Raw genomic sequence first — 14,405 nt, 5'->3', positions numbered from 1 at the left:
CGACCGGATTTCATTCTTCCGGGCGTTGCGCCCCATTGAGCGAACAAGAAGAGGCATTCATGGAAAAGATCAAGGTAGCAAACCCTGTCGTCGATCTCGACGGCGACGAGATGACCCGCATCATCTGGCAGTTCATCAAGGACAAGCTGATCCTCCCCTACCTTGATCTCGAGATCGAATACTACGACCTCTCGGTCGAAAACCGCGACGCCACCGACGACCAGGTGACCGTTGATGCCGCCAACGCCATCAAGAAGCACGGCGTCGGCGTCAAGTGCGCGACCATCACGCCGGACGAGGCCCGCGTCGAGGAATTCGGCCTGAAGAAGATGTGGAAGTCGCCGAACGGCACCATCCGCAACATTCTTGGGGGCGTCATCTTCCGCGAACCGATCATCATGAAGAACGTTCCGCGCTTGGTTCCGGGCTGGACCAAGCCGATCATCGTCGGCCGTCACGCCTTCGGCGACCAGTACCGCGCCACCGATTTCAAGTTCCCGGGCAAGGGCAAGCTGTCGATCAAGTTCGTCGGCGACGACGGCCAGACGATCGAGCATGACGTCTTCGACGCCCCCTCCTCCGGCGTTGCCATGGCCATGTACAACCTCGACGACTCGATCAAGGATTTCGCCCGCGCATCCTTCAACTACGCCCTGCAGCGCGGCGTTCCCTGCTACCTGTCGACCAAGAACACCATCCTCAAGGCCTATGACGGTCGCTTCAAGGACCTCTTCCAGGAAGTCTTCGACGCCGAGTTCAAGGACAAGTTCGAGGCCGCCAAGCTGTGGTACGAACACCGCCTGATCGACGACATGGTCGCTTCCGCGCTGAAGTGGTCCGGCGGCTATGTCTGGGCCTGCAAGAACTACGACGGCGACGTGCAGTCCGATATCGTCGCACAGGGCTTCGGCTCGCTCGGCCTGATGACCTCTGTCCTGATGACGCCGGATGGCCAGACGGTCGAAGCCGAAGCCGCCCACGGCACGGTGACCCGTCACTACCGCCAGCACCAGAAGGGCCAGGAAACCTCGACCAACTCGATCGCCTCGATCTTTGCCTGGACCCGTGGCCTCGCGCACCGCGCCAAGCTCGACGACAACGCGGCGCTTGCCAAGTTCTCCGACACGCTGGAAAAGGTCTGCATCGAAACCGTCGAGTCCGGCTTCATGACCAAGGACCTGGCGCTGTTGATCGGCCCCGATCAGCCTTGGCTCTCGACCACCGCCTTCCTCGACAAGATCGACGAGAACCTCAAGAAGGCCATGGCAGCCTGATCCGGCTGACCATCGACTTTGACGGAAACCCGGCCTCGCGCCGGGTTTTCTTTTTTCGCCACCGGCTTTTCATCCACGGGCAAAGACGGCAAAGTCTCCCGAAAACGGACGGGAGGCCGACATGTCACAGATCATCTTCTACACGAACCCGATGTCGCGCGGCCGAATCGCGCGCTGGATGCTGGAGGAAGCCGGCGTTCCTTACGAAGCCCGGATCATCCCCTTCGGACCGCCGATGAAGACGGACGCCTACAGGGCCGTCAATCCGATGGGCAAGGTGCCGTCCATACTGCACGGCGACGCCGTCGTCACCGAATGCGCGGCAATTTGCGCCTACCTCGCCGATGCCTATCCGGAGGCAGACCTCGCACCCCGCCCGCACGAGCGCGCCGCCTACTACCGTTGGCTGTTCTTCGCGGCCGGGCCGCTGGAAGCCGCTGTCACCAATCGGTCGCTGGCCGTCGAAATCCCTTCCGAACGCCGCGGCATGGTTGGCTACGGCAGCTATGAAACGGTGATGGACACGCTGGAAGCGGCCGTCTCCGCACATCCCTTCATCGCGGGAGATCGCTTCACCGCGGCCGACGTCTATGTCGGCTCGCATATCAGCTGGGGGCTGAAATTCGGCTCGATGGACGACCGGCCCGCCTTCCGCGACTATCATGCACGGCTCTCCGCGCGGCCGGCATACCAGCGCGCCGAGGCGCTGGACAACGAAGCGGCTGCCACGCTTCAGAAGAACGCCTGAGGCGCCGCGTCCCGCCGGGTCTCAGAGAAAGAGTACAACCATACGAGGTCCCGCAACCTGCCCGGAAGGAGCCCCCTTCTTATTCGCCAGACTCTGGTGCATCATCGGTCATCTTTCGTTGGCCGATGTCCCGGCCAATCCTTCAGGACCGAAGTTTAGCCATGACCGACCGCCTGGTTCCAAAACTCGTCACTGTACTGCAGGAAGGATATTCCTCCGCGCGATTGAAGCAGGATGCGCTGTCGGGCCTGACGGTGGCGATCGTTGCCCTGCCCTTGTCGATGGCGATCGCGATCGCCTCCGGCGTCACCCCGGATCGGGGCCTGTTCACGGCGATCATCGGCGGCTTCTTCGTCTCGGCACTCGGCGGCAGCCGTCACCAGATTGGTGGACCGGCCGGCGCCTTCATCGTCCTGGTCGCGGCGACGGTCAACCAGTTCGGCATTGACGGCTTGTTGCTGGCCACAGCGCTTTCCGGCCTGATGATGATGGCTGCCGGCTGGCTCAGGCTCGGCAACTACATCAAGTTCATCCCCTATCCGGTCACCGTCGGCTTTACCGCCGGCATCGGCGTCATCATCTTTTCCAGCCAGATCAAGGATCTGCTCGGGCTGACGCTCACCGCGCCCGAGCCCGGTCCCATCATCCCCAAATACCAGCAGCTCATCGCATCGCTTCCGACATTGAACCCGTCGGCGCTCGCCATCTCCGCCGCAACGATCCTGCTGATCCTCGCCGTCAAGCGGCTTCGTCCCAACTGGCCGAACATGCTGATCGCCGTGGCGCTCGCATCGTTCGCCGCCGCCCTCCTGTCGCTACCAGTCGAGACCATAGGCAGCCGCTTCGGTGGCATTCCCCGCACGCTGCCCGCACCGAGCCTGCCGGAAATCAGCCTCAACAGGGTGCTGGCCGTCCTGCCGAGCGCCTTCTCCTTCACGCTTCTCGGCTCGATCGAGTCGCTGCTCTCCGCCGTCGTCGCCGACGGCATGACCGGGCGCCGCCACCGCTCGAACATGGAACTGGTCGCCCAAGGCGTCGCCAACATCGCCTCGCCGCTCTTCGGCGGCATCTGCGTGACCGGCACCATCGCCCGCACGGCGACGAATGTGCGCGCCGGCGCCACCAGCCCGTTTTCCGGCATGATGCACTCGCTTTTCCTGCTTGTCTTCATGCTCGTAGCAGCCCCGCTCGCCGCCTACATTCCGCTGGCCGCGCTCGCCGGCCTGCTGGCGGTCGTTTCCTACAACATGATCGAGAAGCACGCCTTTGCCGCGCTCATCCGCTCCTCCCGCGGCGACGCCATGGTGCTGGTCGTCACGCTGGCGCTCGTCATCTTCCGCGATCTGACGGAGGGCATCATCGGCGGCTTCGCGCTCGGTGCCATGCTGTTCATCAATCGCATGAGCAAGGCGATCGTCGTCAGCGAGGCGGCACGGCGCAATTTTGCGGTGGAGATGAGGGAAGAGGACAGCGAGAAGGAACGGCCGGTCGCCGCTGACGATCCGGATACCGTCGTCTACCACATCAACGGCGTCTTCTTCTTCGGCGCGGCGGCCACGGTCGGCTCGGTGCTGGACCGTATCGCCGACCAGCGTCGCAACTTCGTGCTCGACTGCTCGTCGGTGCCGTTCATCGATTCCACCGCCGCCAATGTGATTGAAAGCTCCCTGCGCAAGGCCGCGCGCCACAACGTGACCTACATGATCTCCGGGGCAAGCTATGATACGGCGAAAATGCTGCGTGCCCACGGGGTCGCGGAGCCGCGCGTGGCGTTCTACAACACGGTGGAGGATGCCCTGAGCGCGATCAGGACGTCTCGACCAGGCGATCCGGGCGAATAGCGGGCGTGCGACCCGGCTTTACGGAAGCACCCGTCCACCTCACCTGCGGCACGAAGCATCAAGGCGGGTTGATAGACGCAAAGCCGGTTGCGGCCCTGCCCCTTTGCCGAATAGAGCGCCAGGTCGGCCGCCGCGGCAAGACCGTCAAAAGCCATAAGACCGCTGGTGCTGGCGACCGCGCCTATGCTGACCGTCACAGCGGGAACGCCGGCCATGCACGACTGATCAAGCCGCTCGGTTTCCCGCCGGATGGTTTCCAGGACTTCGAGCGCACCCTGTTCCGTCAGCCCACCGATGAGCATTGCGAATTCCTCGCCACCGATCCGGCCAAACATGGACGACGGCGGCAAGTGGGCCATCAGGAGCTCGGCAAACCCCTTCAGAACCGCATCGCCGGCCAGATGGCCGTACTGGTCATTGATCGCCTTGAAATTGTCGAGGTCCATCAGAGCGAAGACGAAGGGTTGAGGCTTGCCCGCCAGATGCCGCTCCACGCGGCGGACAAAATAGCCGCGGTTGGGCGCGCCCGTCAGGCTGTCGGTTTCGGCGGCCCGCCGATATTTCGCCTCTGCCCTTTCCTTCACCAGGACGATGATCGCAATGGTCGTAAACAACACGTGTATGAAGGCTTCCAGGGTCAGGAATGCGAACCAGGGCGACCAGGCCGTGCCGAGATATTCGTCTGCGGGGCGGATATAGGCGAGCGGTATGCGGACCAGGTAGGTGACGGCGTGCGTCAAGAAAAACAGGCTGCAGACGAGCGCAGTCGGCAGCCCTTCCCTCTTCCATCCCTTCCAGCATTCGAAAGCGATCGGGAGCGTGTACCCCGACATAAGCAGGGCCATCAGCATGATCCGGTTGTTGACGTCCGTTCTGATCCAGTCGAACCCGGCAAGACTGCCGAGCCAGATCAGCATACCGATGAGGGCGAGCGGCCATTTCGGCTTCTTGCCGAAAAACACCCGGAACCCTGACAAGAGAAATCCGTACGCCGCGACAGTCAGAGCGTTGCCGAAACCGACAGCCAGCCAGAACGGCCAGAAGGACCGGGAGGCCAGAAGGATCATCGCGCCCGTTCCAAGCCACATCGTCGCGGCCCACCAGCGCACTGCCGGCTCCTGCGGACGAAAAATGGCATGCATGGAAAAGCCGATGGCGACGAAGACCGTGATGATCGACGTACAGATCATCATCGTCGCGATATTGAGCAGATTTTCCAACGCGTCGCCTTCGAGCCGCTACGGCATACTCAGAATTGAGGCGTCCAATCCGCCGCAACCGTCACCAAAATTGATCCTAAAACCATAGCCAAAAGAGATAAATCTTTGGCTAATCTGCAATGACAAATTGAACCGATCGAGGGCGTGGCAGCCTGAAATCTGGGACGCGCAGCGCTTGGACTGGTCACAAGTCAAGCCGACGACCAGCCTCGAAACAAGACGGAATGACCTGCCCGTCCTGGCGCGGCAGCCGCGATCGACTTCAGAAAGAAAGGGCCGCCCTTGCCGGCGGCCCTTTGCAGGATATTCACTCCAGCGGTGGCAGCGTCAGCCGGCCAGCGCTTCGGCCACGGCCTCGATCGCCGCATCCGCCTTCGTCGCATCCGGACCGCCGGCCTGTGCCATGTCGGGACGGCCGCCGCCCCCCTGACCGCCGAGTGCGGCAGACGCCACGCGCACCAGATCGACAGCGCTGAAACGCGCGGTCAGATCCGGCGTGACCGCGACGACGGCGCTTGCTTTACCGTCTTCGGAAATACCGATGAAGGTGACAACGCCCGAACCGAGCCCGGCCTTGCCGTCATCCGCCAGGCCCTTGAGGTCGCGCGGTGCGACGCCGTTCAGAACCTTGCCGAGATACTTGATGCCGCCGACTTCGCGAACATCGTTTGCGCCGTCGCTCGACGTTCCGCCGCCAAGCGCCAGCTGCCGCTTGGCCTCGGCCAGTTCCTTCTCGAGCTTGCGGCGCTCGTCCATCATCGCGCCGACGCGCGACAGGACGTCCGCAGGCTGCACCTTCAGCGTCGCCGCGAGCGTCTTGACCCGCTCGTCCTGCTCGGCCAGATAGGCGCGCGCACCCTCGCCCGTCACCGCCTCGATGCGGCGAACGCCGGCGCCGACCGCGCTTTCGGAGAGAACCCGCACGAGACCGATCTCGCCGGTCGAGCCGACATGCGTGCCACCGCACAGTTCGACAGAATAAGGCCGATTGGCCTTGGCGCCGCGCACGCCGGTGCCCATCGACACGACGCGCACCTCGTCACCGTATTTTTCACCAAACAGCGCCATGGCGCCCTCGGCAATCGCATCGTCGACGCTCATCAGGCGCGTCGTGACTGGCGAGTTCTGCAGTATGATCTCGTTGGCCATATCCTCGACGACCTTCAGCTCCTCGGCCGACATGGGCTTGGGATGCGAGACGTCGAAGCGAAGCCGCTCGGGCGCGACCAGCGAGCCCTTCTGGGCCACGTGGGTGCCAAGCACTTCGCGCAGCGCCTCATGCAGCAGATGGGTTGCCGAGTGGTTGGCCCGCAGCCGCGACCGGCGGGCGTGATCGACGGTCAGAACGACTTCCTCGCCGCTCTTGACCACGCCTTCGCTGACCGTGCCGTAATGGACGAAGACACCCTCGCCCTTCTTCTGCGTATCGGTCACCGTGATTGCAAAATCTTCGCCTGCGATGACGCCCGTGTCGCCCATCTGGCCGCCGGATTCACCGTAGAACGGCGTCTGGTTGACGACGACCTGGATTTCCTCGCCCGACTTCGCCTCATTGACGGCAGCGCCATCGCGGACGATCGCCTGGATTACGCCTTCGGCAGTCTCGGTGTCATAACCGAGGAATTCGGTCGCACCGAACTTTTCCTTAAGCTCGAACCAGATGGTCTCGGTTGCCTTGTCGCCGGAGCCGGACCAGCTGGCGCGAGCCTCGGCCTTCTGGCGCTCCATGGCGTCGGTAAAGCCGGCGAGATCGACGCCGATGCCGCGGGCGCGCAACGCGTCCTGCGTCAGGTCCAGCGGGAAACCGTAGGTGTCGTAGAGCTTGAATGCGGTTTCGCCGTCCAGCATGCCGCCCTTGGAAAGGTCGGTCGTCGCGTCGTTGAGCAGCACAAGGCCGCGCTCGAGCGTCTTGCGGAAGCGCGTCTCCTCGAGCTTCAGCGTCTCCGAAATCAGCGCTTCGGCGCGCACCAGTTCCGGATAGGCGCGGCCCATCTCCTGAACCAGCGTCGGCAGCAGCCGCCACATCAGCGGATCACGCGAACCGAGCAGTTCGGCATGGCGCATGGCGCGACGCATGATGCGGCGCAGCACGTAGCCACGGCCTTCGTTCGACGGCAGTACGCCGTCGGCGATCAGGAAGGCGGCCGAACGCAGGTGATCGGCAATGACCCGGTGGCTCGCCCGCTTGTCGCCCTCGGCCTTGACGCCGGTCGCTTCTTCGGACGCCGCAATCAGGGCCCGGAACAGATCGATGTCATAATTGTCGTGCTTGCCCTGCAGGAGTGCGGCGATACGCTCAAGCCCCATGCCGGTGTCGATCGACGGGCGCGGCAGTTCGAGGCGCTCTTCCTTCGTCACCTGCTCGTACTGCATGAAGACGAGGTTCCAGATCTCGATGAAGCGATCACCGTCCTCTTCCGGGGAACCGGGCGGCCCGCCCCAGATGTGATCGCCGTGATCGTAGAAGATTTCCGAACAGGGGCCGCACGGGCCGGTATCGCCCATCGCCCAGAAATTGTCGCTGGTCGGGATGCGGATGATCTTTTCGTCCGGCAGGCCGGCGATCTTCTTCCACAGATCGAAGGCCTCGTCATCGGTATGGTAGACGGTCACCATCAGCCGGTTGCGGTCGATGCCGAATTCCTTGGTGATCAGGTTCCAGGCAAGCTCGATAGCGCGATCCTTGAAATAGTCGCCAAAGGAGAAGTTGCCGAGCATCTCGAAGAACGTATGGTGGCGCGCAGTGTAGCCGACATTGTCGAGGTCGTTGTGCTTTCCGCCGGCGCGCACGCATTTCTGCGCGGTCACGGCCGTCGAATAGGGACGGCTTTCCAGCCCCGTGAAGACGTTCTTGAACTGCACCATGCCTGCATTGGTGAACATCAGCGTCGGATCGTTGCGCGGCACGAGCGGGCTGGAGGCAACCACCTCGTGTCCGTTCGTCTTGAAATAGTCGAGGAATGTCGACCGGATGTCGTTCACGCCGCTCATGCTTGACCCTTCACTGCCGCCCGCCGTCCGGCGGATTATTCAACAAAACCACTGGCTTTTATCCAACGCCCCCATGACTGTCCAGAACAAACGGAAACGGCTGCACATCCCCTTGATGTGCAGCCGTTAAAGCCATCGATCCCGGGGCTCACCCCGTCCGGATCGTCAGCGGACCGGCGAACGATTGCCAGCCAGGTCGCGTATCTATCTCAGCCCTCGGCGGCGGCGTCGCCGTCGTCCTCGTCACCGCCCTTGTCCAGGAACTGCTCGGCGATCAGGCCGGCATTCTGGCGCAGCGCCATTTCGATTTCGGCCATCGTATCGGGATTGTCGCGCAAGAACTGCTTGGCATTCTCACGCCCCTGACCGAGACGCTGGCTGTTATAGGAGAACCAGGCGCCGGACTTCTCGACGATGCCCGCCTTGACGCCGAGATCGACCAGTTCGCCGGTCTTCGAAACGCCTTCGCCATACATGATGTCGAACTCGACCTGCTTGAAGGGCGGCGCCATCTTGTTCTTGACGACCTTGACGCGCGTCTGGTTGCCGACAACTTCGTCGCGGTCCTTGACGGAACCGATCCGGCGGATGTCGAGTCGAACCGACGCATAAAACTTGAGCGCGTTGCCGCCGGTCGTTGTTTCCGGCGAGCCGAACATGACGCCGATCTTCATGCGGATCTGGTTGATGAAGATGACCATGCAGTTCGAACGCGAGATCGAGGCGGTCAGCTTGCGCAGCGCCTGGCTCATCAGGCGGGCCTGCAGGCCCGGCAGGCTATCGCCCATTTCGCCTTCGATTTCGGCGCGCGGCGTCAGCGCGGCGACCGAGTCGATGACGAGAACGTCAAGCGCGCCGGAACGCACCAGCGTATCGGTGATTTCCAGCGCCTGTTCGCCGGTGTCCGGCTGTGAGATCAGAAGGTTCTGAAGATCGACGCCAAGCTTGCGGGCATAGATGGGATCGAGCGCATGCTCGGCGTCGATGAAGCCGCAAATGCCGCCCTTCTTCTGGGCTTCCGCGATCGTCTGCAGCGCCAAGGTCGTCTTGCCGGAGCTTTCCGGTCCGAAAATCTCGATGATGCGTCCCTTCGGCAGACCACCGACGCCGAGCGCGATGTCGAGCCCGAGCGAGCCGGTCGGAATGGTTTCGATTTCGACGACGTTTTCATTGGAACCGAGCTTCATGATCGATCCCTTGCCGAACGACCGTTCGATCTGGGAAAGTGCAGCTTCCAGTGCCTTGCTTTTATCCACGGATTTGTCCTCTACGAGCCGCAAAGAATTTTGTGCCATTTGATCCACCTTTAGGTTATTGAAGCCGCACAGGCAATGAAGCCGTCGATAACGAATATGTACACATTTTGTTCTCGTTTCGCAAGACCCTTGCAAGCCGATGAAAGAAAATAACAATATGACATTTGTTCTCTTTTCGTTTTCGGGTGTGGAAACAAGAGCTTGCCGCATGAGGCTCCGCGCCTCCCAAAGCCCTGTTTTGTCCGAATCGCGCTCATCAGGCAGGCTCCCATGACCAAGAAAATCCTCGTTATCGGCGGCGCCCATATCGACCGGCGGGCGCGCATTTCGACTGCGACGGTGCCCGGCGCGTCCAATCCCGGCCGGTGGTTCACCGAACCCGGCGGTGGCGGCTTCAATGCCGCGCAGAATCTCGCCCGGCTGGGCCACGCCGTCACGCTCGTCTCGCCGCGTGGCGGCGATCAGGCCGGCGACATGGTCGCGGACGCAGCCGAGCGGGCCGGCATCGACGACCGCCCCTTGACCTTTCTTGACAGGCAGACGCCGAGCTACACCGCGATCCTGGAGAAGGACGGCAATCTGGTGATCGGCATCGCCGACATGGAGCTCTATGCCCTCTTCTCGCCGCGCCGCCTTGCCATGCGCCAGATCCGGGACGCGATCGAAACGGCCGACCTCATCCTGACCGACGGCAACATGCCCGCCGAGACGATCACCGCGCTCGCGGACGTGGCGGCGAAACGCGGCATCCCGCTTGCCGCGATCGCCATCTCGCCGGCCAAGGTCGTCCGCTTCCGTTCCGCGCTGCCGCACCTCCACCTCCTCTTCATGAATGAGGCCGAGGCGGAAGCCGTCGCGGGATCAAGGCCGCAAGAGCCGGCCGGTTGGCCGGAGCTGCTGCGCCGGCAGGGATTGCGCGGCGCAGTCGTCACCCGCGGCAGGGGCGATGTCGTCGCCTTCCAGGACGAGACAGTCGCATTGCTCACGCCTCCGGTGCTCGCGGAAATAGCCGATGTCACCGGCGCCGGCGACGCCTTCGCCTCCGGCGTGATCGCGGCGACCCTCGACGGCGAGAGATTGCCTCAGGCATTGCGCGCCGGTGCGGCCGCGGCCACGATCACCCTGCAATCGCCTCTGGCCGCAGCCGAAAATCTCGGCCGTGCCACGCTCGACGCCACCTTGGCGCTTGTACCCGAACCCCGCCTTCTGGCATGAACAAGAAAACAAGTCTGATGGATCCGATTATGACCACACCCGCCCACAATTTCCCGATCACCTACTCGAAGGAAGTCGCCGACGCCAAGGCGCAGGGCCTGCCGATCGTCGCGCTCGAATCGACCATCATCACCCATGGCATGCCCTATCCGGGCAACCTGCAGATGGCGCGCAGCGTCGAGGCGATCATCCGCGCCGAGGGCGCGGTTCCGGCAACGATCGCGGTCGTCGCCGGCAAGCTGCATGTCGGCCTGGAAGACACGGAACTCGAAGCGCTGTCGCAGACGAGCGGCGCCATGAAGGTCTCGCGCGCCGACATCGCGTTTGCCATGTCGGAACGGCGCACCGGCGCCACCACGGTCGCGGCCACCATGATCGCTGCAGCCCGGGCCGGTATCCGCGTCTTTGCGACCGGTGGCATCGGCGGCGTGCATCGCGGCGCGGAGCTCAACTTCGACATCTCCGCCGACCTCGAGGAACTGGCCCGCACGGCGGTCATCGTCGTCTGCGCCGGCGCCAAGGCGATCCTCGACATTCCGAAGACGCTCGAAGTCCTCGAAACCCGCGGCGTGCCGGTCGTCACCTACGGCTCGCATGAATTCCCGGCCTTCTGGTCGCGCTCATCCGGCCTGCCGAGCCCGCTGATGCTGAACAGCCCCGAGGCGATCGCCCATTTCCAGAAGACCCGTGAAGCCATGGTTCTCGGCGGCGGCATGCTGATTGCCAATCCGGTGCCGGAAGAAGATGAAATCCCGCGCAAGGAAATGGAAATCTACATCACCCGTGCGCTCGCCAATGCCGAGGACGCCGACATCAAGGGCAAGGAAGTCACACCCTTCCTGCTCTCCGACATCTACCGGCTGACCGACGGCCGCAGCCTGAAGACGAACATTGCGCTGGTCGAAAACAATGCCCGCCTCGCCGCCGGAATCGCCGTCGCCATGGCAGGCTGACGGCCACCCATCACCGATGCAAACAAAAATGCCGGCCCTCGTGGCCGGCATTTTCATGTCTGTAGAAGGCAGTGCTGTTTGCACCGCGACGCGATCAGTCCTTCTGGCCGAGCATGTCCCAGACGGCTTCCGCCAGCTGCTTCAGCGAGAACGGCTTCGGCAGGAAGCCGAATTTCGCATCTTCCGGCAGGTTCCTGGCAAAGGCGTCTTCCGCATAACCGGAAACGAATATGAACTTCATGTCCGGATAGATCTTGCGGATTTCCTTCAAGAGGCTCGGCCCGTCCATTTCCGGCATGACAACGTCGGAGACGACGATATCGACTTCGCCGTTCAGCTCCTCGATGATCTCCAGCGCCTCGACGCCGGAGCCCGCCTCATGCACGGTGTAGCCACGGGTTTCCAGCATGCGCTTGCCGCCACGGCGAACCGCCTCCTCGTCCTCGACCAGGAGAACGACGGCCGACTTGCCGGTGAGGTCCACCTGCTCCGGTGCCTTTGCCGGCGCCAGCGGTGTGGCCCCGGCGGACGCCTGCGCTCCGTCGACTTCGACGACCGTCGGCTGGACCTCCGGAATGTGGCGCGGCAGGAAGATGCGGAAGATGGTGCCCTTTCCGACTTCAGACTCCGGATAAATGAAGCCACCGGACTGCTTGACGATGCCGTAGACCATGGCGAGGCCGAGACCCGTGCCCTTGCCCACTTCCTTCGTCGTGAAGAAGGGCTCGAAGATCTTGTCCATGATCTCCTTCGGAATGCCCGTACCCGTATCGGCGACCTCGACGGCGACCATTTCCTCCGCCGGCATGCCGGGGTAATTGAAAGCGCCAACCTCGGCGGCGGACAGATTGCGCGTCCTGATCGTCAGGGCCCCACCCTCCGGCATGGCATCGCGGGCGTTGACACAGAGATTGATCAGCACCTGCTCGAACTGCGACAGGTCGGTCTTCACCGGCCAGAGATCGCGCCCGTATTCGACCGTCAGCTTTACGTTGGTGCCGGAAATCAGCCGTTCGACCAGCATGCGCAGGTCGCCGATGACGTCGGTCAGGTTCAGGATCGCCGGCCTGAGCGTCTGCTTGCGCGAGAAGGCAAGCAACTGGCGGACGAGCACGGCGGCGCGATTGGCGTTGCGCTTGATCTCCATAAGGTCGGAGAAGCTGGCGTCCGACGGACGCGCCTGCAGAAGCAGGTGGTCGGACGAAAGCAGGATCGCGGTCAGCACATTGTTGAAGTCGTGCGCGATGCCGCCGGCGAGCGTGCCCACGGCGTTCATCTTCTGCGTCTGCGCCATCTGCGTTTCGAGCGCCTTCTGCTCGGTCACCTCCACCGCATAGACGATCGCCGCTTCCTCCGGCGCCTCGTCGCTCTGGTCGATGACGGCATTGACGTAGAAGCGGAAGTGCCGCGTCTCGTCGCCCGGATGGCGGCTGTCGATCGGGGCAATGTCACCCTGACGGTCGCGCGCGGCGGCCAGCGCCGCCTCCATCTTCGGACGTTCCACCTGCGCCAGAACCGTCTCGATCAGCGCGCCCTGCCCGACATCGTCGCGGCTGACGATATCGGAAAACAGCTTGAGGAACGGCGCATTGGTCCTGAGAATCCGGCCTTCGCCGTCGACCGAGGCGATCGCCATCGGCGTGTTGTTGAAGAAGCGGGTAAAGCGCATCGAGGCGGCCGTCGCCGTTCCGTCGCCGCTGGCGGATGCCTGCCGCGTCAGGATCACCGTGCGGCTCTCGCCTGGCGCACCGTCACGCGTCGAGCGCACCTGGTGGACCAGATGCACCGGCAGGCTGCGTCCGTCCGAGCGGCGCATGTCGAGGTCGAGGGCCTCCGTCTTCTTTGTTCCGGGCTCAGCCTGGACCGAGTTGATGAGCGACAGCCCCTCGCCCGCCACCAGATCGGCAATCGCCATCGAACCGGGAGAGAAGGTGGCGAGATCCAGCCCCAGCCATTCGGCAAGCGTCGCGTTGATGTAGAAGATTTCGCCCTTGCGGCCGGCCGAAAAGAAGCCGACCGGCGCATGGTCGAGATAGTCGATCGCGTTCTGCAACTCCTTGAAGAAGCGCTCCTGGTCTTCCCGCTCGGCGGTAATATCGGTGATCTGCCAGATGAAGAGTTCCGGCTTCTGCGTTCCCTGCGCCGGAAGCGCCCGCGCCTTCAGCCGGTACCAGTGCGCGCCGGATCCCGAGCCGGTCACAGCTCCGCCGAATGGGCGCAGCAGGCGGAATTCCTCCTGCCCCTCCGTCTTTTCCCTCAGCGCATTGGTCAGCTTGTAGAGCGCCTCGTTCGACTCGTCGCTGCGCGACAGAAGCGTTTCCAGAGTCTGCACCTCTGTCGCCTTGGTCGCCCCCGTCAGTTGCCCGTAGGCGGCATTGGCATAGATCACCCGGCCGCGAATGTCGGTGATCAGCATGCCGTCGGGATGGCTGTCGAGATACCCGCGCGCCAGCGTGTCGGCCGAGGCCGGCGGCATCACCGAAACGAAGCCGATCACGGTGGAGACCAGGAAGAAGATGCCGACCATGGCGAGAATGCCCAGCAGGCCGAGCACCAGTTCGCTGTCGAGAGATGCCTGGAAATACACGATCGCCGCCGCTGCCACGATCAGTGTCAGCGCCAGGAGAACGATGCGAAGGCCAAGTCCCGATTGAGCGCTCCGGTCAATCAACGGTGCGCGTCTTATGTCGCCTGCTTGCAGTCTCGTCATCGACTCCTCGTGTCTGGCGCCCTGTTCGTCCCAGCGAAAAAGGTGGCATGTGATGGAATCGGCGCAGCAACCCTGTTTAGCAATTTGTCAGAAGCGCCAAAAGCTTCCAATGCATCATTAACGCACACATTCACAGACATTCATGACCTTTTGCCGATGTTGTTCGGACAAAAGTCACAACGGTGCCTCTTTGGTGC

At 63.1% G+C, this 14,405-nt stretch carries 9 protein-coding genes; 5 read left to right on the top strand and 4 right to left on the bottom strand.

Annotated features, from left to right (window positions below; all coding sequences use genetic code 11):
* Positions 1-59 precede the first annotated feature (59 nt).
* From ACU5AY_RS06580 to ACU5AY_RS06570, 3 genes are all read left to right on the top strand, one after another.
* Positions 60-1,274: an NADP-dependent isocitrate dehydrogenase gene (locus tag ACU5AY_RS06580; RefSeq protein ID WP_446823924.1), complete on the top strand. Its 1,215-nt coding sequence runs from the start codon at positions 60-62 to the stop codon at positions 1,272-1,274.
* Between the two features lie 121 nt (positions 1,275-1,395).
* Positions 1,396-2,022 carry a glutathione S-transferase family protein gene (locus tag ACU5AY_RS06575; protein ID WP_446828465.1) on the top strand — a complete coding sequence of 209 codons (627 nt, stop codon included), beginning with the start codon at positions 1,396-1,398 and terminating at the stop codon, positions 2,020-2,022.
* Positions 2,023-2,183: 161 nt separating this feature from the next.
* Positions 2,184-3,863, top strand: a complete 1,680-nt coding sequence (locus ACU5AY_RS06570; protein ID WP_446828464.1) for a SulP family inorganic anion transporter — start codon at positions 2,184-2,186, stop codon at positions 3,861-3,863.
* Here the strand turns inward: ACU5AY_RS06570 and ACU5AY_RS06565 are convergent.
* From ACU5AY_RS06565 to recA, 3 genes are all read right to left on the bottom strand, one after another.
* On the bottom strand, positions 3,797-5,083 hold the full coding sequence (locus ACU5AY_RS06565; RefSeq protein ID WP_446828463.1) for a GGDEF domain-containing protein: 1,287 nt from the start codon (positions 5,081-5,083) through the stop codon (positions 3,797-3,799). The two genes, ACU5AY_RS06570 and ACU5AY_RS06565, sit on opposite strands and share 67 nt — an antisense overlap.
* Positions 5,084-5,410: 327 nt before the next feature.
* Positions 5,411-8,074 (bottom strand): alanine--tRNA ligase, encoded by a 2,664-nt coding sequence (gene alaS, locus ACU5AY_RS06560; protein WP_446828462.1) that lies wholly within the window; start codon positions 8,072-8,074, stop codon positions 5,411-5,413.
* Between the two features lie 209 nt (positions 8,075-8,283).
* Positions 8,284-9,369 (bottom strand): recombinase RecA, encoded by a 1,086-nt coding sequence (recA, locus tag ACU5AY_RS06555; RefSeq protein ID WP_446823919.1) that lies wholly within the window; start codon positions 9,367-9,369, stop codon positions 8,284-8,286.
* Between the two features lie 231 nt (positions 9,370-9,600).
* Here recA and ACU5AY_RS06550 point away from each other — a divergent pair, with 231 nt between their 5' ends.
* Complete coding sequence (locus tag ACU5AY_RS06550) at positions 9,601-10,545, top strand: carbohydrate kinase family protein (protein ID WP_446828461.1); 945 nt, start codon at positions 9,601-9,603, stop codon at positions 10,543-10,545.
* A gap of 29 nt (positions 10,546-10,574) precedes the next feature.
* The gene (locus ACU5AY_RS06545) at positions 10,575-11,498 is read left to right on the top strand and encodes a pseudouridine-5'-phosphate glycosidase (protein WP_446828460.1); all 924 of its coding nucleotides are present in this window, start codon (positions 10,575-10,577) and stop codon (positions 11,496-11,498) included.
* 94 nt (positions 11,499-11,592) lie between these two features.
* On the opposite strand, the gene cckA is transcribed toward ACU5AY_RS06545, so the two are convergent.
* Positions 11,593-14,208 (bottom strand): cell cycle histidine kinase CckA, encoded by a 2,616-nt coding sequence (gene cckA / locus ACU5AY_RS06540; protein ID WP_446828459.1) that lies wholly within the window; start codon positions 14,206-14,208, stop codon positions 11,593-11,595.
* Between the last annotated feature and the right edge of the window lie 197 nt (positions 14,209-14,405).

Source organism: Rhizobium sp. PAMB 3174 (assembly GCF_052908375.1).
This window is presented reverse-complemented; position numbering and strand designations above follow the sequence as displayed.

Bases quoted from the DNA above. Each gene is read 5' to 3' on its own strand.
- recA (WP_446823919.1), bottom strand. From the start codon at position 9,369: ATGGCACAAAATTCTTTGCGGCTCGTAGAGGACAAATCCGTGGATAAA.
- ACU5AY_RS06580 (WP_446823924.1), top strand. From the start codon at position 60: ATGGAAAAGATCAAGGTAGCAAACCCTGTCGTCGATCTCGACGGCGAC.
- ACU5AY_RS06575 (WP_446828465.1), top strand. From the start codon at position 1,396: ATGTCACAGATCATCTTCTACACGAACCCGATGTCGCGCGGCCGAATC.
- ACU5AY_RS06570 (WP_446828464.1), top strand. From the start codon at position 2,184: ATGACCGACCGCCTGGTTCCAAAACTCGTCACTGTACTGCAGGAAGGA.
- alaS (WP_446828462.1), bottom strand. From the start codon at position 8,074: ATGAGCGGCGTGAACGACATCCGGTCGACATTCCTCGACTATTTCAAG.
- cckA (WP_446828459.1), bottom strand. From the start codon at position 14,208: ATGACGAGACTGCAAGCAGGCGACATAAGACGCGCACCGTTGATTGAC.
- ACU5AY_RS06545 (WP_446828460.1), top strand. From the start codon at position 10,575: ATGACCACACCCGCCCACAATTTCCCGATCACCTACTCGAAGGAAGTC.
- ACU5AY_RS06550 (WP_446828461.1), top strand. From the start codon at position 9,601: ATGACCAAGAAAATCCTCGTTATCGGCGGCGCCCATATCGACCGGCGG.